Source organism: Microbulbifer mixtoriginis (SeqCode), assembly GCF_052467235.1.
On sequence record NZ_CP174305.1, the window covers coordinates 688,772 to 708,185 of the forward strand.

Genomic DNA, 19,414 nt, shown 5'->3' on the forward strand with positions numbered 1-19,414 from the left:
TCAATCATCGTCACTCTATTAGGGACCACCAATATAAACTCTTCCTCAACAACAAAGAAGGGCGCGGTTGATCATATTTTTTACTAGGGATAACCAAATTTAAAAAAGTCTGACAGAGTAATGGAAAAATCAAGGATACACACATCATTAGAAGATAAGTATATTTTACATGAATTAGAGATTACCACCAGGTACTTCATAAGTAGCACCGTAATTCATTTCACCAACTAGAACTCCCAAACCTGGAAACTTACAAATAAACCAAAGGATCCATGAAAAACCCACATGAAAATTATAATTATTCATCACATAGTTGGTGTCAATTCGAATTTTCATTACACAAAGAGATACTGGCTTTGAAAAGCTTCTCAACCCTTATGGCTAGGTGGCGTCGAAATAAAATTGAAAGACAAATCTATAGAAACCTTATTGAGTAACTGATGATAAATCCTATTGGCTATGTGCAGCCGCAGGCCGTGTAAGAGGGAACACTCTATAATAGCTATCACAAAGAGAAACTATTCAGATTACCGGTACAGGTGTTGAACTTCTGAACAGCTAAGGGGCACCCCCTCCTGAATCATACAGAGTGAACCGATTTTTACCAGATGCCAGCCATCGCAGCCCTTCCTCCAGCAGAATTGTCCGGCATTTCCTTATAAGGCTACAGACATCTTTCCCTCCCCCCGCCATCCTAGCAAGCACTCCTCAAGAATTTATGTAAATTGATGGTATTGCTTCAGCTTAAGCAGCTATACATCACAACTTCCACTTAAAAATTTAGCCAACTAACCGCTTTGTCCAGAGGTATGGTGAGAGTGAGGCTCAGTAATTTCCTGAGGCCGTGGTCACAGCTTATCCACTCAATTTTTTGCTAGCCACCTTATAACCCTTCAGGTATTTTTTGGGAGCAGCTTTAATACGGGAGTTCACTGCGATCCAGGCCATCAATAGATAAGCCAGGTAACGGATTACTAGTACCGTAGGTGTCTACGCTTACCAGCCTGCCATCACAATAGAAGCGACAAGGCCACCCATCTCTACATCATTTTACTTGCAAATATTTACTGCCAATATATCGCCCACCAATAATACAGGGAATATATACTATTAATGCATAAACAATGGCCCACCCAGAAGAATTCATAAAAGCAATAAAGGTAACCAGCAAATAGGGGGCCGCCGCAACAGCCAATACAATTTTGGCATTCATTGAGGCAGTATCCTCACTTGTACGCGCAGCCAAAACACCACCCAATAACAATATCAAGGGTAATGAGATAATACTCACCTGTAAGTACAGGGAATAGAAAGGAATAGCAGATAATAGATACAACCAAGAGGCCAAACCGGCAGTAATGGTAAAGAATGCTATACCACATGCCGCCGGGCTTTGTGGTATATTCTTACTGGTTGCTGCACGGTAAAGTGCAACCAATATAGCAACAGCCCCAATTATTAACAAAACATTCATATTAAACCTAAAATCTGCTATCTACAGCCGCACAAAAAAAGCCTAGAAAAGAAAACTCACCAAAAATTACATATCAAAAAAATAACAACCCACCACAAAAGTGAACTCCCCCAGCCTTACAACTAATTTTCAAGAAAAATAATCCAAAACCTTGCCAATAAGCTCTAGTTCTTGATAACCCTCAGGATCAATTTCTTTGCGAAGCACCCGTTTTATATAATCCGTATCTCCAAGCAATCCACGCACAATACAATAGTATGTAGCCCAGATACCACACGTTTCTTCAGGGACACTTAGGTAAAACGATTCTTTACTGTCTAGACAATATTGCTTTCTTAAGTACGCCCGCCCAAACTCGATTATATTATCCAGATCACGCATAACTTGCGCCACAGCCTCCTCCCGACTTTCGAAATCATCGGCATAAACTGTTCGACTAAAAGGTTTCTTCAGGTCAGATATTTTAATTCTTCTTGAAAAAGTAGCAGTTTGACTCAGAGGAAGACCTGAAAGTTGAGAAAAAATATCTTCCACCTCTTTGATGTATACACCTGCATCAGGCTGGGTTGTTACCCAAGCAGGAGAGCCACTAAAATTCCAGAAAGGAGCTATTAATAGATCACAAAATTTTGTTGGGCGATATCGATACCGTTTAGATACAAACTTCCAATCTTCAAGTTCTTCCGCCTTCATCTTGGCTGCCGCAAGAACATCTGCTTTAAATGTCATATCACCTCTAAAAAAAACAAAACCATCTGAAAATAAACAGGCAGCAAATCCAATTTTTATTGCACTAATACATTAGCTCTACAACTCCACCCGATCCCCATGGCTAGGCGGTGTTGAGGTAACGGTTAAAATCAAGTCTACATCAGCCTTATTGAACAACTGATGAGGAATTCCTGCGGCTATATGCAAACCCTGGACGGGAGTGAGGGTATGCTCTTCGCCACCACATTCAATCGTGGCCGTGCCCTTTAGTACAAAGAAAAACTGCTCAGATTGCCGGTGCAGGTGTCGAACTTCTGAGCAACCAGGAGGCACTCTCTCCTGAATCACACTGAGAGAATCGGTTCGTACCAAGTGCCAGCCATCGCAGCCCTCTCCCCAGGAGTAGTGCGCAGCATTTTCTTTTGAGACTACTGGCATCACTCCTCCCCCCGCAATCTACGCAAATACTCCTCGCGGGATTTACGCATATTGATGACATGGCTTGAGCTGAGGCGGTCGTGCATCAGGTTTCCGCCTAAGAAGCAGTTAATCAACCAACCGATCTTTCCCAGAGGTAGGGTGAGAGTGAAGCTCAGTAGGCGCCAAAGGCCGTGGCCATAGCCTATTCGCTCAAATTTTTTGTTGGTGACTTTGTAGCCCATCAAATATTTACCCGGCGTCGCCTGAAAGCGGGAGCTCTCTGCAATCCAGGCCATCAGTAGATAGGCCAGGCAACAGATCCCCAGCGCCATGGTTGTGGCGGCGCCTTCTGGCATATCATATACCTTCATCATCACAATCGAGGCGATAAAGCCAACCACGACGTACAACAACAATAAATCCAGTAAGACAGCAACGCCCCGGGCCAGCAAGTGGCCAAAGTAGTATTGATCATAGGTTTCTTCCGGCTGGGTGATTTTCTGCCGGATCAGCTTGCGCCCACCTCTAAGCCCTTGGGCGGGGTCTACAGTTACTTCTTCGCTGTGCAGCGAATTAAAAATGCAATCACAAAGGGACTCTTCCAAGGCGCCGTATAAATAGGAGGCATTACCATTCCAGTCGAACAAGCTATTGCAGTACTGAAGAATATTGTTAGAAATCTGAGCTTGTTTTTTACCTTTTGAGGTAGCTTCACTGGCCTGCAAATTTATTCTGGCAAAACGTTCGAAGATTGAGAGGCCCAGATTCCAATTATATTCCTCATCGAGCATATAAGGTGTATCGGTGAGAAAACGCCAATTTTCTTTTACATTGAAGTTACTGGGTTCTTGCAGCAGCCTATCCACTTGCTCCAACACCCGATGGTACTCGCCAATTCGCAATGTTCGCTGTGGGTCTTGTTCAGTGTCATCCTCTTCAATAGGATTTTCTTGCACATTATCTTCTTGTGCATTCTTACCTTCAGAATGCTGCTCTTCAGCATTTTTCTCTGTAGAGGTCTCCTGTTGTCTCTCACCCCCAGCTTCCTGGTCCTGGACTTGGTTCAGGTCAAGAGAGACTTTTGATTGAGCTTGCTCAATAGCTTCTGATGAGACTGGGGAGTGGTCTTGATGATTCGGCTCACTATTTTGTTGCACCTGGGGCTCTGCCTGTCCCTGTAATTGCACGGCCTCAGGGGAAAGTGCAGCCCCCTCAGCACTAGCAACTTCCGCAAGCACCTCAGTACTTTGTGGTTCCTCACTTTCCTTTTTCTCTTCTTTAAGCTCCTCGGCGGCTTTCAGGGCCCATTTATAGGCGCTGTGTAACTGCTGAAACTCTTCGGGCTTTTCATCCGGGCGAGTTAGCTTCAGTTTTTTTGCATAGGCACGCTTGATGGCTCGCGCATCATCACAGGGCGCTAGCTCGAGTATCTCCCAAGGACTCATTAAATCCAGTCCTCACCGTCGAGCTTATCGAAGATTTCAGTGAGTTCGGCACGCGCCTTGCCAATCTCCACCAGGTTTTGTTTATCCAAAACCCGATCAAAGCTGGCGAGCAATTTAGCTATATAATCGCGCTGCTCGCCGAGGCTCGCTTCATACAAGCGTTCACCACGGGCGAGCAGCGCCCGGTTTTCCTCATCTTCACGGGGATGAAATTTGAGCTTGGCCAGTTTTTCCAACGCTTGGGCTTTATCCTGTTCATTCAGGGCGCCCGGCGTAAATTCCACTAACTTATTAAATGTTTTACCGGTGGAAATGACAGTGACATCCACTTCCAGCAAACCGTTCATATCATAGCTATAGCGCACTTCCACCACTTCCTCGCCCCGGGGTTTCTTGGGTACCGGCACCGTGAGTTCGCCCAGATAAACATTTTTCTTTACCAGGCGATTTTCCCCCTGGTAAATATCGATACAGACCTCCTCCTGATCATCTCGGGCAGTGCAGACGCTGCGCACGATACTCACAGGTACCACGGTGTTGCGCTCAATAATCGGCAGGAAGTAATTGCCCAGCTGCGGGCTGTCTTCGTTCACTATGCCGGTACCCAGGGTGTAGGGGCATACATCGGTGAGGACGATATCATCCAGCGCGGAGTTTTTTTCCTTGAGACCGGCTTGAATAGCCGCTCCCATGGCGACAACAGTATCTGGGTCCAGGTGGCAGGAGGGTAAGCGGCCAAACATACGCCCCACCATAGAGCGGAACAGGGCCAGGCGGGTGGAGCCACCCACCAATACCACTTCGTCAATTTTAGCGGGTGGCAAATCGGCATCGCGCATGGTGCGCTCAATCGGGCGCTTGGCTCGCAGCAGCAACGGAGTGCTGAGTTTCTCAAACCACTCGGGAGTCGCTTTCCATTCGAGTTCACGTCCACCGAGGTTTAATTTAAGTAACTGCTCTGCCTGCTGGCTGATACGGCGCTTGGCCGTTTCCATCTGCATATATAGATTCTGCAGTTCGCGCGGTTTCAGGGAAGATTTTTTCAACTGCAATTCTTCCAGAACGCTGTCGATCATTGCCTCAACAAAATCCTCACCGCCCAGGTAGTTATCCCCAGCACTGGCATGTACTTCCATAATGCCATCGAAGAATTCCAGGATGGAGACATCGAAGGTACCACCGCCCAGGTCTAGCACCAGGAAATTCCCCTCCCGCTTATCGTGCAGGCCGTAGGCAATTGCCGCAGCGGTAGGCTCGTTGATCAGGCGCTCTACCTTGAGGCCTGCCAGCTCTCCAGCCAATTTTGTCGCCTGGCGCTGGTTATCGTTAAAGTAGGCGGGCACACTGATTACCGCCTCGCTGACCTCTTCCCCCAGGAAAGCCTCTGCATCCTCTTTGAGAGAGCGCAGTACCAAGGCGGAGAGTTCGGTAGCGGTAAATTGCTGGCGGCCCAGTTTGACTTTATGGTCGGTGCCCATCAGGCGCTTAAAGGCGGCAACGGTGGTATCACTGTGATTGATGAGGCGCTCTTTTGCGGTTTTTCCAACTACCAGCTTGCCAGTGTCATCCAGACCGACCACCGATGGGGTCAAGGCCTCTCCAAGGCGATTGGGAATCAGCTTCACGCCATCTTCCGTTAAAACCCCACAGGCGCTATTGGTGGTACCCAGGTCAATACCAATAATGGCCATAAATCCCCCTACCTATTTTTCTCAAAACTTGATCAAGCACAGTCGTACCAACGGGTTTTTATACGGTATTTCCCGCAATCTGGTTGGCGCGATATTCTAAGCGTCCCTGCACAAAAATAGCCAGAGAGTGCAAGCACACGAAAGGCAAGTGCTGAAAACCACACAAATAGACTGGCCGTAGAACAACCCTCCTTCTGGCAGTTCCACATAACTGCCATATCCTTAGAGTCATTCGAAACTCACGAAGAGGCGCGGCCTTGTTGACGGGTAGATTTGAAGGAGTGAACCTCAAAGGGGATCTCTTTGGTGGAGTTACCACAGCCGTGGTTTCGCTACCCATGGCACTGGCGTTTGGGGTTGCTTCCGGGGCAGGAGCCAGTGCAGGGCTGTGGGGGGCCATTCTGATCGGGCTATTTGCCTCCTTGTTTGGGGGTACCCGAACCTTAATCTCTGAGCCTACCGGTGCCATGACAGTAGTAATGGCTGCGGTGATCACCACCATGATGGCAGAGCACCCAGACCAGGGACTGGCAATGGCCTTTACCGTGGTCATCATGGCGGGCATTTTTCAAATTGCTTTGGGGGCGTTAAAGCTTGGCAAATATATTGTCTTGATGCCCTACAGCGTGGTCTCAGGATTTATGTCCGGGGTGGGTATTATTCTGGTAATTTTGCAGATTGGTCCGTTACTCGGCCAACCCACGCCCCCTGGCGGGCCGATGGAAACCGTACAGGAATTGCCGGAGCTAGTCAGAAATACCCACTATGGGGAACTCTTCCTCGGTTTGCTCACCCTCGGAATGCTGTTTTTTTTACCAAAGAAACTCAAACAGCTGGTTCCCCCCCAACTGGTGGCACTAGTCACCATTACCTTGCTTTCCATGGTGTTGTTCGACAACGAAGAGATCCGGCGCATCGGCGAAATTCCCAGTGGCTTGCCCTCCCTGGTTTTACCCGACATCACTTTTGATATGTTGTCCACCATGCTGATTGAAGCGTTGGTGCTCGGCACTCTGGGCTGTCTCGATACCCTGTTAACTGCGGTGATAGCGGACAGCCTGACGCGCAGGGAGCACAACCCCAGCCGGGAATTGATCGGCCAGGGCATCGCCAACACCGTATCCGGTTTGTTTGGCGGGCTGCCCGGCGCGGGTTCCACCATGGGGACCGTGGTGAATATTCAGGTAGGGGCGCGCTCTCCTCTGGCCGGTATAGTGCGTGCGCTGATTCTACTGCTGGTGGTGCTCTGGTTTGCCCCCCTAACGCAGCCGATTCCTATGGCGGTATTAGCCGGTATCGCGGTGTTCGTCGGCATTAATATTCTCGACTGGAGTTATATCCGACGCGTTCACCATCACCAGGTGGCAATATTCCCAACCTTTATTATGTACAGCGTTCTGTTGATGACCGTGTTTGTGGGCTTGATTTACGCCGTGGCCATTGGTGTATTCCTTGTTAATATCATCACCATTGAGCGGCTCAGCCGTATTCAGGAAAAAAGTGTTAAAGCGATTTCCGGTATCGAGGAAGGCGACCCTCTCAATCGGCGGGAACGGGAGATGCTGCGGCAGTCAAAAGGACAGATCCTGTTTTTCTTTTTATCGGGCCCAATGTTGTTTGGGGTATCCAAGGCCATTACCCGACAGCAAGCCGCAGTGGGTAAATTTAAAGTCATCATTATGGATTTAAGTACAGTACCCATGATTGATACAACAGCGGCATTGGCACTGGAAAATACCATGCGTGATGCCATTAGTTTAGGCTGCAAAGTCTATCTGTACTGCCCCAATGAGCCAACACTGGACAGGTTGGAGAAATTACATATCCGGGATTGGATGGACGAGGATTGTTTTGTAGAAAGCCGGGTTGAGGCCCTCATCAAAGGCTTGGACTTTCTCAATCGCGAAGGCGAAAAAAAGGCCTGACCCGCCCTACTAATAAATGCAGTATTTATAGAATAAAACATCTATTTAACCTGCAGCCTTAAAATGACATTTTAATGGGTACGCTTTTTTAATTTGGCAAATATTCATTACCCTTTTCTATTTTGCCTGAATGTAAAATGATAAAAATCAAAGCAAAAAGCGGAGTCATAACCCCGCTCAAATTTTCCACGCCACACTTTAGCTAAAATTCTGCAGCCATTAGGGAGACAAACGATCCAGCGTCCACAAACCGCTATCATCGGCGCGATAAATAAAGCGGTCGTGCAGGCGATTGGCACCACCCTGCCAAAATTCCACCGAGTGTGGCACTACCCGATAACCGCCCCAAAAATCTGGCAGCGGCACTTGTCCATCTGCAAAGCGCGCCTTTTCTTGGTCAAACTGTTTTTGCAGTTCCTCACGGGATGACAGTGGCTGGCTCTGGCGCGAGGCCCAGGAGGCCAGCTGGCTTTCCAGTGGGCGGGACTGGAAATACTGCTCGGCATCCTCACGCGTCACCGACTCCACATTGCCGCTAACAATGACCTGGCGCTCCAGGCTGTGCCAGGGGAACAGCAGGGATACCTGCGGGTTCTTCTCCATATCATGCGCTTTTTTACTCTGCAGGTTTGTGTAAAAAACAAAGCCGCGCTCGTCAAAACCTTTTAGCAATACAATGCGCTGGGAGGGCTGGCCGCTGCTATCGGCCGTGGCCAGACACATGGCACTAGGGTCAGAAAGTTTGGCCGCCAGAGCCTCCTCAAGCCATTCGCGAAACTGCTCCACCGGGGTGGCTTTTAACTCCGAACGGCGCAAACCGCCAAGCAGGTATTCACGACGCCATTGATCGATTTCCATGGTGCTACTTCCTAAGTTATTCAAGCTCAAAATATATCCAGCCAGCTGAAGCAAAGCGATTTTTACTCCAGCTACGCGACAAATCCTCTTGTATCGCAACTCCCTTTACACAAGGAATCATGCGGCTCGGGCGCCAAGTTTCCTGTCGCGATACGGGACGAATCTCAATTTTCCTGCGTATTTCCCCTCGCAGGTGCAGACTCTGCGGGCGCTTGCGTGCTTTTTAGTGGGCCGCTAGGCTCACGGCATTTTTACACAAATAAGGAAAATGGTGGCTATGTCCTCTGCGCCCACATGCGCCCAGGTGCTCATGCGCCTGCTGCGCGACTACCAGGTGGAAAAAGTCTTCGGCATCCCCGGTGTCCACACCATCGAACTGTACCGAGGTCTGCCCGGCAGTGACCTGATGCATATCACTCCGCGCCACGAACAGGGTGCCGCCTTTATGGCGGATGGCTATGCCCGTGCCAGTGGCAAGATTGGTGTCTGCTTCCTGATCACCGGCCCCGGTCTCACCAACGCCGCCACCGCCATGGCGCAAGCCTATTCCGATTCGATTCCCATGCTGGTGATCTCCGCAATCAATCGCCGCGAAGACCTGGGCATGGGCCGCGGTCGCCTACATGAACTGCCGCAACAGAGTGATGCCAGCCGCGGCTTCTGTATCTGGCAGCACACGCTCAGCCAGGCAGAGCAATTACCAGAGGTGATGGCACGGGCATTCCAGCTGCTGCAGTCCAGCCGCCCGGGGCCTGTGCATATCGAAATCCCCATCGACCTGTTCCCGGCTCCCATGCCCGGCCAACTGGAAGACTACAAAGCTGCACCAGCCGCTATGGCCCCGGCGGCAAATAGCGCTGCTATCGCCACGGCCGCCGAATGGCTGCAATCCGCCCAGCGCCCGGTCATCCTCCTCGGCGGCGGTGCCCAGAGCGCCGGCGAAGCGGCTACCCAAATTGCTGAAAAAATTGCGGCCCCTGTATTTCTGTCTCTGGCAGCCAAGGGCGTTGTAGATGAACGCCATCCACTGTGTGGCGGTGCCAACCTGAGTTTCGATTGTGTACGCAACCGCGTGGAGAATGCGGATGTGGTGCTGGCCGCGGGCACCGAACTCTCTGAAACCGATCGCAACCTGGTGCGGGACGATTACGCCTTCTCCGGCAAACTGATTCGTATCGATATAGATGCTGCACAGCTGGTATGCAACGCCCAACCGGATCTGGCGATCTGTGCTGACGCCAAAGAGAGCCTGCAACAATTGGAAGCCGCCCTGATCCAACGCGATGCAACAGCAGGCGAACATTCTGAAAAAGAGGTTTCCCAGTTACTGAAAGACTGCCGCAAAGAATGGTGGGATGGCTCAGAACAACGCTTCCCCTGGGTTGAGGCCCTGCGCGAAGCCCTGCCGGAAAACGGTATCCTGGTGACAGACTCCACCCAGCTGGCCTATAACACTAACCACGCCCTGCCCCTATATCATCCGCGTAGCCATGTGACCTGTACTACCGGTTATGGCACCCTGGGCTTCGCCCTGCCTGCGGCAGTTGGCGCCAAGCTCTCTAGCGAGCGGGATGTAATCGCCCTGATCGGCGATGGCGGCCTGATGTTTACCCTGGGCGAATTGGCAGTGGCTGTTGAGCAACGTTTACCTCTGCCTATCCTGGTATGGAATAACGCCGGCTACGGAGAAATCCGCGACTTTATGGATGCGGCGGAAGTGCCGCAGGAAGGTGTAAACCTGCGCACCCCGGATTTTGTTGCCCTGGCCAAGGCCTTTGGTGCCGAGGGCTGTCGTATCGACCAGCCCGGCCAATTGGCGCAAGCAGTAGCCGATGCCCTGGGCCGCCAGACCCCAACCCTGATCGAAATCAGCGCGCCTTCAGGCGCAGAACAAATGGAAGCGTGACATGACAGATCTCAGCAAACTGCCCACGGGCAAGCTGTTTATTAACGGCGAATGGCGCGAGCCTCTGGGTACCGGGACTCACCCGGTGATCAACCCGGCCACCGAAGAATTCATCTGCCAAGTGGCCGAAGGCTCGGCCGAAGATGTGGATCTCGCCGTGGAAGCCGCGCGCCAAGCCTTCCACAGCTGGCGCAACAGCACCGCACAGATGCGCCGCGAACTGCTCAACGCCATTGCCGACGGTATGGAAAAACGCAAGGAAGATCTGGTTCAGGCCGTGTCCCAGACACTCGGCTGCCCCGAACATATCACCCGCTGGTTGCATGTGGATGGCCCTATCTATGCCATGCGCTACTACGCCGAGCGCACCGCGGAAATGGAAAAAACAGAGAAGGCCGGCCATTCCGTTCTATTCCGCGAGCCCGTGGGCGTGTGCGGTTTTATCACTCCCTGGAACTACCCTCTGCACCAGTTTGTGGGCAAAGTGGCTCCGGCCCTGGCCGCCGGCTGCACCATGATCACTAAACCCGCTGAAATCACGCCGCTGCAGGATTTTGTGATGGCGGAAATTATTGAAGAGGCCGGTGTCCCCGCCGGCGTCTTCAACTTGGTACCCGGTGCTGGCTCCGAAGTGGGTGCGGCGCTCTCTGCCCATCCGGGTATCGATATGGTCTCCTTCACCGGTTCCACTCGCGCCGGTGTGGAAGTGGCCAAGGCCGCTGCGCCCACGGTGAAGCGCGTAACCCAGGAATTAGGTGGTAAGTCCCCTCTGATTATCACCCCCGATGCAGATCTGGAAGCCGCCGTACGCTGGGGCTGCGAAGATGTGTTTATCAACAGTGGCCAAACCTGTACCGCCCTCACCCGTATGCTGGTACCTGCCGAACGCTATGACGAAGCGGTAGAAATCGCCCGCCAGGTCGCCGAAGACATCGCCATGGGCACCAATGAAAATGCCTTTATGGGCCCACTCTCTTCCGCGCGCCAGCGCGAGATAGTGCGCGGCTATATCCAGAAGGGTATCGACGAGGGTGCACGCCTGGTCACTGGCGGCGCCGAGGTGCCCTCTGGGCTGGAGAAGGGCTTTTATGTGAAGCCCACAGTATTTGCCGATGTACACAACGATATGAGCATCGCCCGCGAAGAGATCTTTGGCCCTGTGACCTGCCTGATCCCTTACAAGGATATGGATGAGGCAATTACCATCGCCAATGACACCGAATACGGCTTATCCAGCGGTGTTTGGGCAAAGGATGCAGAGAGCGCCATGCCTCTGGTGCGCCGCATCGAGGCAGGCCTATGTTTCGTCAATGGCGGCGAGTTTAATTACGACGCACCCTTTGGCGGCTACAAGCGCTCTGGCAACGGGCGCGAATTTGGCGAGGCCGGCCTCGGCGAGTTTATCGAACTGAAATCTGTGCAACTGCCGGCATAAACTTCTGCACCGCCTGCAATCGTGGGCGGTGCAGTTGACTGCCAATCCCCTCCCCGCTATCTTTGCTCGCACATCACGAGAGTGGCTGACGCCAACGCCAACCTGCCGACCGGGGCAAGGTGGTTCTCTCTCTGCTGGCACACCAAAGCCTGCGGGGAGGATGGGGCTCTACAAGAGCAATCCAACCGGATTAGCGAATACCCTTTCGCCGCTTCCACGTCAGCCCTCCAAAGTTTTACCCTTGGAGGGACCATGTCCGAATCACCGTTATCCAGTAAAGACGTTATAGAAATTCAAATTGCCAACCAACGCAGCCGCACCGCGGTAAGAGCCGTGAGACGGGCCGATCGGCAATTGTTGTGGCAACTACTGTTCGACACCGCGGAAGAAGCTTTAAAATTCGCCACCAGCTGCCGTGCCAGCGAGCAGCCAATCACTGCCCACAAGGCCTGCGAGCTGGCGGGATAAACGAGAATCCAGTGGCGCCATTTTGATTCGCGCCAGATACCTAGTGCCACGAGCACCCGACAGGAGCTAAAAACAATATCATGTCCAAGCCAGAACAATTCTTTGAGCACCTGCGCAACGAGCTAAAACAAATCGAAGCCGACGGCCTCTATAAGCGGGAGCGGATCATTACCTCCCAGCAGGCCGCCGAGATACAGGTGAACAACGACACCCAGGTACTGAACTTCTGTGCCAATAACTACCTGGGCCTGGCCGATCACCCGGACCTGATCAAAGCCGCCAAAGAAGGCCTGGACCAGTACGGTTTCGGTATGGCCTCAGTGCGCTTTATCTGTGGTACCCAGGACATCCACAAGGCACTGGAATCGCGCCTGTCAGAATTCCTACACACCGAAGACACCATCCTCTACACCTCCTGTTTTGATGCCAATGGTGGCCTTTTCGAAACCCTGCTGGGTCCAGAGGATGCAATAATCTCCGATGCCCTGAACCACGCTTCAATTATTGACGGCGTTCGTCTGTGTAAGGCCAAGCGCTACCGCTACGCCAACAACAATATGGCGGAGTTGGAGAAACAGCTACAGGCAGCTGACGCCGAAGGCGCCAAAACCAAGCTGATCGCTACCGATGGTGTCTTCTCCATGGATGGTGTGATCGCCGACCTAAAAGCGATTTGCGATCTGGCTGACCGCTACAATGCCCTGGTGATGGTCGACGACTCCCACGCGGTAGGCTTCCTCGGTGAACACGGCCGCGGCACCCACGAATACTGTGATGTCATCAATCGTATCGATATTATTACTGGCACTCTGGGCAAGGCCCTGGGCGGTGCTTCCGGCGGTTTCACCTCTGGCCGCAAGGAAATTATCGATCTGCTGCGCCAGCGCTCTCGCCCCTACCTGTTCTCCAACTCAGTAGCCCCAGCTATTGTCACTGCCTCCCTGAAAGTGCTCGATATGCTAATGGAAGGTGGCGAACTGCGGGAGCAGTTACGCGAAAACTCTGCGTATTTCCGCAAGCGCATGTCCGAAGCTGGCTTCACCCTGGCCGGTGCCGACCATCCAATTATTCCGGTCATGATCGGCGATGCCGCTCTGGCTCAGAAAATGGCAGACAAGATGCTGGAGCGCGGCATTTATGTAGTGGGCTTCTTCTACCCTGTAGTACCTAAAGGCCAAGCCCGTATTCGCACCCAGATGTCTGCGGCACACACTCACGAGCAGCTCGATCAGTGCATTGATGCCTTCATTGAAGTGGGCCGCGAGCTGAAAATTATTTAATTCCCAATTAATCGCCGCGCTGTCTAACAACGGATCAATCCTATTGCCAGATGGTGCTGCGCCTTTCTTTTTGTAGTTTTAATGACAATGAAAGCACTTTCTAAACTGAAGTCTGAAGTGGGTATTTGGCTTACCGATGTGGAAATCCCCGAGCCGGGCCATAACGACCTGCTGATCAAAATTCACAAAACCGCCATCTGCGGCACCGACATGCATATTTATAACTGGGATGAGTGGTCGCAAAAGACCATCCCAGTGCCCATGGTAGTGGGACACGAATATGTGGGTGAAGTCGTTGGTATGGGTCAGGAAGTTGCCGGTTTTGAAGTGGGCGACCGCGTTTCCGGCGAAGGGCATATCACCTGTGGCCACTGTCGCAACTGCCGCGCAGGCCGCCGCCACCTTTGCCGCAACACTTACGGTGTTGGTGTAGACCGCCAGGGCGCTTTTGCCGAATACTTGGTTATTCCGGCATTAAACGCTTTTAAAATTCCAGACAATATTTCTGATGAGCTGGCCTCCATTTTTGACCCCCTCGGTAACGCCGTACACACCGCCCTCTCTTTCGATCTGGTGGGCGAAGATGTATTGATCACCGGCGCCGGTCCTATCGGCATTATGGCCGCAGCAGTCGCCAAACATGTTGGCGCACGCCATGTGGTCATCACTGATATCAACGAATATCGCCTGGATCTGGCCCGCAAGATGGGGGCCACCCGTGCCGTGAATGTCTCCAAGGAAAACCTTAAAGATGTGATGACAGAATTGGGCATGAGCGAAGGCTTCGATGTGGGCTTGGAAATGTCCGGGGTTCCCGTTGCCTTCCGCGATATGCTCGAGGCAATGAACCACGGTGGCAAGATCGCCATGCTCGGTATTCCCGCCGGCGAAATGGCTATTGACTGGAGCCAGGTCATCTTCAAAGGTTTGATCATAAAAGGGATCTACGGCCGCGAAATGTTCGAGACCTGGTACAAGATGGCCAGCCTGATTCAATCCGGTCTGGACCTGACCCCGATTATTACCCACCAGTTCCCTATCGACGATTTCCAGAAAGGCTTCGACACCATGGGCTCTGGTGAGTCCGGCAAAGTGATCCTCAACTGGCAATAACTATTGCTCTTGGCCGTGGATAACTCCACGGCCTTACCTCCCACTTTCCCCTCTACTGAAAAGATTCTTTGCCCAGCTCTTCCTCTTTTTGTATCTTGTAATGCTCGCTGCTGAAACAGCTGTATTGATAAATAAGAACTGATGAATTAGACCTATAGATGCAAAAGGAATTTTCGGCGATTTGGCGTAGCCCAAAACACAGTGGCATAGAACTATTTCATGCACACTTTCGCAGTTTTGCCTTTAATAAACATTGGCACGATGAATTAGCCATTGGCATTATCCAGGCAGGCGCGGAGAAATTAGATTATCGCGGGCAAAGTAATATCATCCCCCAGGGGAACATTGTCGCCATTAACCCCGGTGAAATACATACAGGTTACAGCGGTAGCGAGCAAGGCTGGCATTACCGGATGTTTTATTTTGATACAAAGCTGGTTACACAAATATTGCGGCAACATAGTAGCCCTGGTAAAACTCCGATGCCTTTCCTTAAGGGCCCTATTATTCATGATCCTGAGCTTTTCAAGCTACTCTTTCAACTTCACTGTAGCCTGAATGGTACTCACTTACCGCTTGCCGTAGATAGCCTTTTAACGTTGGCGCTTACCAAGCTATTCGCCAATCATGGCGACCAGAACCTCAGCCCTCGAAATACAAAAGATATCTCAGCCGCAATAAAAATCCGCAACTATTTGTGTGATCACTGGCAATACAACGTAACGCTTGAGCAACTATGTCAGCTCACGGAAATGAGCCAATACCAATTAATCCGCTGCTTTAGCAAGCACTATGGTATAGCTCCCCATCAATTTTTGGTCCTTTACAAAATTCATCAGGCCCGCCTTTTGCTACAACAAGGACTAAATGCTGCCACAGTAGCATCCGAGTGTGGTTTCTTTGATCAAAGCCATATGAGTAGAAACTTCAAAAAGACTTTTGGTATTACTCCTGGGCGTTATCTAAAATCGATATAGCGCAATTTTATACAAGATAGTAATAGCTTCTCTCTATAGACTCATCCCTCACCGCCAGTAAAGCTGTTTCCACAACCCTCAACTGGTAACTTCTGAATGTTTGGCATAGGTACGTCTTATGAGTATGAAATTTGTTCTCGCGTGGATGGCTGTTATGTTTCCGCTCATCTTTAGCCCTGGTCCTGCCAATATCACCTTCGCTGCAGCCGGTGCAAGCTTGGGTATCCGCAGGTCATTGCCACTAATGGCCGGAATAGATTTTATTTTTATTGTGAAAGGGTTCTTAGTTGGCTTTGGCTTAATGACTTGGTTAACCAACTACCCTGTTGCCTTAAGAGTACTTCAGGCTGGCGGTGTTATCTATTTAATCTATCTCGCTTATCATTTCGCCAAACCTAAGTCACCACTGAGCCAGGGTGAAGCGCCGAAGATTTCAATATGGAATGGAATGTTGATTCAAATTCTAAACGTTAAAGGCTGGATTATAACATTTACCATGTTTTCTATCTTTGCGCCCAACCTTCAGCACGAACCCACCACAACCATCCTATTACTAATCGCACTAATGACTATCCTTAATCTATCAACACACCTCTGCTGGATTGTATTCGGAAGTGCACTCGCAAAATTCGCTACTAATGATAGAAGCCAAAGAGTACAGGGAATGCTATTTTCTTTGAGCTTGCTCTCAGTGGCGTTATGGATAGCATTAGACAATCCAATTATGTTGATCTAAAAAATAGTGATTGGCAATTAAATACTTTAGACACGAAAAACAACACTGGCTGGCATTGGCAACCTAGCAATATGCTCATAACATATCTAGTGAACCCGGCATCCTTTCTCTGCAAGTTAGCAGAAATTCAACATCTTCTCTTGAGGAAATATTATGTGCCAAAATAGGTCCATATCATACATTCCAATTTGATAGCCTTTACAGCCCTGTTAGTATTGAAGGATTATACAAACTTCAAACAACTAAATCGTTGACTCAAAATTTCTAACCAATGTGGATATCAATCAAATGGGCTGGTCAATGAATGATCAATATCCTACTGAGCAACATCGATTTTTCAGTTAAGTAATTATAATCACTACAACCAATACAATGAATTTAACTTCCATTACCCATACACTTTTCACGCTTGGAACTTTTGCTGAAAGAAAAATATCGGGCCTAAAGCTCAAAAAAATTGAAATTGAAGAGGGGGAAATTAGTTACTTGCAGGGTGGGTCAGGCACACCGCTCGTTCTCTTACATGGTTTCGGGGCTGACAAAGATAACTGGGTTCGCTTAGCCAGATATTTAACCCCACACTTTCAGATCATTGCTCCCGATTTACCTGGATTTGGAGAGAGCTTTAAAGATCCAGATTTAAACTATGATGTCCTACCCCAAACTCAACGCCTGAACAGCTTTGTGAATGCAATGGGTTTAGAGCACTTTCACCTTGCGGGCAATTCAATGGGTGGATACATAGCTGGAAACTATGCTGTAGAGTTTCCAGAAAAGATAAATAGCTTATGGCTTTTAAACCCTCTTGGAGTGGAAAGTTCACCCAGCAGTCCAATGTTTGAGCAAATTTTACGCGATGAATTACCTGTTATTCTGTCCAAGAACAGAGAGGAGTATGAATCGCTATTAGATAATGTTTTCCACAAAAGACCTTTTATACCAGGCTTTGCAATATCAGAGCTATCAAAAATAGCTGAAAATAACTTTTCACTGTACCAAAAGATATTTAAAGACATTCATCAGATAAAAGATGGAAGTATCAAATTTTCATCTCCACTAGAGGGAAGATTAAAGGGCTTTTCCAAGCCTACTTTAATTACCTGGGGCGATAAGGATAGGATACTTCATCCTAGCGCAGGCACAATCCTATCAAGAGAAATTATTAACTCCCAACTACAGCTGATCAAAGACATTGGGCATTTACCAATGCTTGAATCTCCGAAAACTACAGCCGACCAGTTTATCTCATTCAAATCATCCCTGCCTGAAGCAGACTCTTACTAAAAGCCGCCATAACATAAATAGAAAAGCACAACAGCAAATGATAAACCTCAAATCACGACACAATTAAGCAGAAATATCATCAATATCTCTCAAACTTTTTCCCAGATTACTCCTGCCTGAAAATCGGACAGAAAACATCCAGTAGTTAAGCTTTAGATATCCAGCTTTCTGATTAAACGCCCGCTGGTAGTTCCTTGCACTAGCAAGGAAAAAAGTACTACACCAAAAACCATAGATTGGATAGTCCACCAGTAGGGCAATTCAACGGGAAGAGAAAGTACCAGGGCTACAGCAATCACTCCACGCAACCCTCCCCAACTCATCAGCAGTCGCCAAGACTTTGGAATTGGCGGACCTACGAAGCGCGTTAATGGTGCTACCAGCACCACCGACAGGGCCCGAGCGCCCAGTGCTGCGGCCGTGGCAATTAACATCGCCAACCATTGATGGGTAAACATTTCGAAAGTAATGACCAACCCCATGATCACAAAGATAATTGAAGTAAAGAGAAGCCCCAACCACTCCCAAGTGGTTTCTGCATCTACCAGATAGGTTTTCCTTTGTTTTCGCAAGCAGGCTCTAGCCACTATGGCACAGGTCATAACAGAAATAATACCAGATACATGCAAAATGCTTTCCGCAAGGTAAAAGCTACCAAAAGCCACAATCACTAGAGTCATTAATGCTGCACTTGGTGTTCGTAGGAACAAAATAACCAGTGTTGTCAGCAACCCCAAGATCAAGCCTACAGCAACGCCACCAAAGAATATCATGCAGAAATACAGCGTTACTGAACTAACACTCAGCGATGGAGCCTCAGCGCTTACACCTGTCCCCTGTACAATTGAGTAAGTGGCCAGCCCTAGGACCAGAGAATAAAGGACTACTGCTGCGGCATCATTAAATAAGCTTTCCCCTTCAATAAGAGAAAGTAAATCTTCCCCAGTTTTTTCTTGTCGCAACTTATTCACTACCGCTACAGGATCGGTAGCCGCCAGAATAGCACCAGTCAACAATGCCGCTATCCAGGGAAATCCCGCCGGATGGCCAATTCCATAATAGGTAATTGCTGCGATCAGGAAGGCACAAATGACTAGCCCTAGAGTCGAAAATAATAGAATCGGACCAATCCAGCGCTTTAAAATCCTTGGCTCAAGCTGCCAAGCAGACTCAAAAATTAGAACGGGCAAAATCACAAAAAAAACCAATTCCCTTAAGCTGGTTGCCCTCAACCCTGTATCATAATCGATTACCGGTAACAGAAAAGCAGCCAATACACCAGCCAATAAGCATCCTAGTGTATTATCAATTCTTAATATCCGGGAAATACCCAAACCAATGATTGCTGCCACAGCCAAATAGAGCCCTTGCCCTACAATGACAACCACATCATTCACAAGTTTACTCTCCAGTGGAATGTACTATCACCCATCTCTTCAGAAGGATACAACCTTGTGCCATCATCTGTATAAAGCACTATGAAATTAACTCTTTCCCGCCAGCTAATTAATAAACTCCTAAATAACCACAAGGCCTTAGCTACATATGATTTGATGACTTTGATCAATTTGTAAAAATTCCTAGCAATCACAATTTATTAGGGTCGATAACTCATCAAAAATGCCGATAAAGTTCATGACTAATATTCATCCAACCGAACCACATCACAAGGATCTCTCACCCTGTCGGAC

At 49.5% G+C, this 19,414-nt stretch carries 16 protein-coding genes and 1 riboswitch; of the genes, 9 read left to right on the top strand and 7 right to left on the bottom strand.

The window, feature by feature from the left end; translation table 11 throughout:
• Positions 1–1,045: 1,045 nt before the first annotated feature.
• The 5 genes from ACJJIO_RS03035 to ACJJIO_RS03055 all read right to left on the bottom strand — a co-directional run bounded on the left by ACJJIO_RS03035 (position 1,046) and on the right by ACJJIO_RS03055 (position 5,741).
• On the bottom strand, positions 1,046–1,474 hold the full coding sequence (locus tag ACJJIO_RS03035; RefSeq protein ID WP_444910109.1) for a hypothetical protein: 429 nt from the start codon (positions 1,472–1,474) through the stop codon (positions 1,046–1,048).
• Positions 1,475–1,603: 129 nt separating this feature from the next.
• Positions 1,604–2,203 carry a hypothetical protein gene (locus ACJJIO_RS03040; RefSeq protein WP_444910110.1) on the bottom strand — a complete coding sequence of 200 codons (600 nt, stop codon included), beginning with the start codon at positions 2,201–2,203 and terminating at the stop codon, positions 1,604–1,606.
• Between the two features lie 78 nt (positions 2,204–2,281).
• Positions 2,282–2,623, bottom strand: a complete 342-nt coding sequence (locus tag ACJJIO_RS03045; protein ID WP_444910111.1) for a cupin domain-containing protein — start codon at positions 2,621–2,623, stop codon at positions 2,282–2,284.
• On the bottom strand, positions 2,623–4,050 hold the full coding sequence (locus ACJJIO_RS03050; RefSeq protein WP_444910112.1) for an RDD family protein: 1,428 nt from the start codon (positions 4,048–4,050) through the stop codon (positions 2,623–2,625). Before ACJJIO_RS03050 ends, ACJJIO_RS03045 begins: the two co-directional genes overlap by 1 nt.
• Complete coding sequence (locus ACJJIO_RS03055) at positions 4,050–5,741, bottom strand: Hsp70 family protein (RefSeq protein ID WP_444910113.1); 1,692 nt, start codon at positions 5,739–5,741, stop codon at positions 4,050–4,052. Before ACJJIO_RS03055 ends, ACJJIO_RS03050 begins: the two co-directional genes overlap by 1 nt.
• Before the next feature lie 260 nt (positions 5,742–6,001).
• On the opposite strand from ACJJIO_RS03055, the gene ACJJIO_RS03060 reads away from it, so the two are divergent.
• A complete protein-coding gene (locus ACJJIO_RS03060; protein WP_444910114.1) occupies positions 6,002–7,666 on the top strand; it encodes a SulP family inorganic anion transporter in 1,665 nt (554 codons plus the stop codon).
• A 219-nt stretch (positions 7,667–7,885) separates the two neighbouring features.
• Here the strand turns inward: ACJJIO_RS03060 and pdxH are convergent, their stop codons facing one another.
• Positions 7,886–8,524: a pyridoxamine 5'-phosphate oxidase gene (gene pdxH / locus ACJJIO_RS03065; protein ID WP_444888478.1), complete on the bottom strand. Its 639-nt coding sequence runs from the start codon at positions 8,522–8,524 to the stop codon at positions 7,886–7,888.
• Between the two features lie 277 nt (positions 8,525–8,801).
• On the opposite strand from pdxH, the gene ACJJIO_RS03070 reads away from it, so the two are divergent.
• The 8 genes from ACJJIO_RS03070 (at position 8,802) to ACJJIO_RS03105 (ending at position 17,723) form a co-directional block, all read left to right on the top strand.
• Positions 8,802–10,430 carry a 5-guanidino-2-oxopentanoate decarboxylase gene (locus ACJJIO_RS03070; RefSeq protein WP_444910115.1) on the top strand — a complete coding sequence of 543 codons (1,629 nt, stop codon included), beginning with the start codon at positions 8,802–8,804 and terminating at the stop codon, positions 10,428–10,430.
• Position 10,431: 1 nt separating this feature from the next.
• Complete coding sequence (locus tag ACJJIO_RS03075) at positions 10,432–11,865, top strand: aldehyde dehydrogenase family protein (protein ID WP_444904296.1); 1,434 nt, start codon at positions 10,432–10,434, stop codon at positions 11,863–11,865.
• A 65-nt stretch (positions 11,866–11,930) separates the two neighbouring features.
• Positions 11,931–12,059: riboswitch (SAM-I-IV-variant riboswitch) on the top strand.
• Between the two features lie 58 nt (positions 12,060–12,117).
• Entirely contained in the window at positions 12,118–12,333 is a 216-nt protein-coding gene (locus ACJJIO_RS03080) for a hypothetical protein (protein WP_152454298.1), read from the top strand.
• 80 nt (positions 12,334–12,413) lie between these two features.
• Entirely contained in the window at positions 12,414–13,613 is a 1,200-nt protein-coding gene (locus ACJJIO_RS03085; protein WP_444910116.1) for a glycine C-acetyltransferase, read from the top strand.
• An 87-nt stretch (positions 13,614–13,700) separates the two neighbouring features.
• The gene (gene tdh, locus ACJJIO_RS03090; RefSeq protein WP_444885566.1) at positions 13,701–14,726 is read left to right on the top strand and encodes an L-threonine 3-dehydrogenase, zinc-binding type; all 1,026 of its coding nucleotides are present in this window, start codon (positions 13,701–13,703) and stop codon (positions 14,724–14,726) included.
• Positions 14,727–14,884: 158 nt separating this feature from the next.
• Positions 14,885–15,703 carry an AraC family transcriptional regulator gene (locus ACJJIO_RS03095; protein ID WP_444910117.1) on the top strand — a complete coding sequence of 273 codons (819 nt, stop codon included), beginning with the start codon at positions 14,885–14,887 and terminating at the stop codon, positions 15,701–15,703.
• A gap of 118 nt (positions 15,704–15,821) precedes the next feature.
• Complete coding sequence (locus tag ACJJIO_RS03100; protein WP_444910118.1) at positions 15,822–16,439, top strand: LysE family translocator; 618 nt, start codon at positions 15,822–15,824, stop codon at positions 16,437–16,439.
• Positions 16,440–16,811: 372 nt separating this feature from the next.
• Positions 16,812–17,723, top strand: a complete 912-nt coding sequence (locus ACJJIO_RS03105; protein WP_252085211.1) for an alpha/beta fold hydrolase — start codon at positions 16,812–16,814, stop codon at positions 17,721–17,723.
• 152 nt (positions 17,724–17,875) lie between these two features.
• Here the strand turns inward: ACJJIO_RS03105 and ACJJIO_RS03110 are convergent, their stop codons facing one another.
• Positions 17,876–19,120: a cation:proton antiporter gene (locus tag ACJJIO_RS03110; protein WP_444910119.1), complete on the bottom strand. Its 1,245-nt coding sequence runs from the start codon at positions 19,118–19,120 to the stop codon at positions 17,876–17,878.
• Positions 19,121–19,414: the final 294 nt, after the last annotated feature.

Excerpts from the sequence above, each read along its gene's own strand:
- ACJJIO_RS03055 (WP_444910113.1), bottom strand. The coding sequence starts at position 5,741 with ATGGCCATTATTGGTATTGACCTGGGTACCACCAATAGCGCCTGTGGG.
- pdxH (WP_444888478.1), bottom strand. The coding sequence starts at position 8,524 with ATGGAAATCGATCAATGGCGTCGTGAATACCTGCTTGGCGGTTTGCGC.
- tdh (WP_444885566.1), top strand. The coding sequence starts at position 13,701 with ATGAAAGCACTTTCTAAACTGAAGTCTGAAGTGGGTATTTGGCTTACC.
- ACJJIO_RS03050 (WP_444910112.1), bottom strand. The coding sequence starts at position 4,050 with ATGAGTCCTTGGGAGATACTCGAGCTAGCGCCCTGTGATGATGCGCGA.
- ACJJIO_RS03085 (WP_444910116.1), top strand. The coding sequence starts at position 12,414 with ATGTCCAAGCCAGAACAATTCTTTGAGCACCTGCGCAACGAGCTAAAA.
- ACJJIO_RS03095 (WP_444910117.1), top strand. The coding sequence starts at position 14,885 with ATGCAAAAGGAATTTTCGGCGATTTGGCGTAGCCCAAAACACAGTGGC.
- ACJJIO_RS03080 (WP_152454298.1), top strand. The coding sequence starts at position 12,118 with ATGTCCGAATCACCGTTATCCAGTAAAGACGTTATAGAAATTCAAATT.
- ACJJIO_RS03040 (WP_444910110.1), bottom strand. The coding sequence starts at position 2,203 with ATGACATTTAAAGCAGATGTTCTTGCGGCAGCCAAGATGAAGGCGGAA.
- ACJJIO_RS03070 (WP_444910115.1), top strand. The coding sequence starts at position 8,802 with ATGTCCTCTGCGCCCACATGCGCCCAGGTGCTCATGCGCCTGCTGCGC.
- ACJJIO_RS03100 (WP_444910118.1), top strand. The coding sequence starts at position 15,822 with ATGAGTATGAAATTTGTTCTCGCGTGGATGGCTGTTATGTTTCCGCTC.
- ACJJIO_RS03075 (WP_444904296.1), top strand. The coding sequence starts at position 10,432 with ATGACAGATCTCAGCAAACTGCCCACGGGCAAGCTGTTTATTAACGGC.
- ACJJIO_RS03105 (WP_252085211.1), top strand. The coding sequence starts at position 16,812 with ATGAATTTAACTTCCATTACCCATACACTTTTCACGCTTGGAACTTTT.
- ACJJIO_RS03035 (WP_444910109.1), bottom strand. The coding sequence starts at position 1,474 with ATGAATGTTTTGTTAATAATTGGGGCTGTTGCTATATTGGTTGCACTT.
- ACJJIO_RS03045 (WP_444910111.1), bottom strand. The coding sequence starts at position 2,623 with ATGCCAGTAGTCTCAAAAGAAAATGCTGCGCACTACTCCTGGGGAGAG.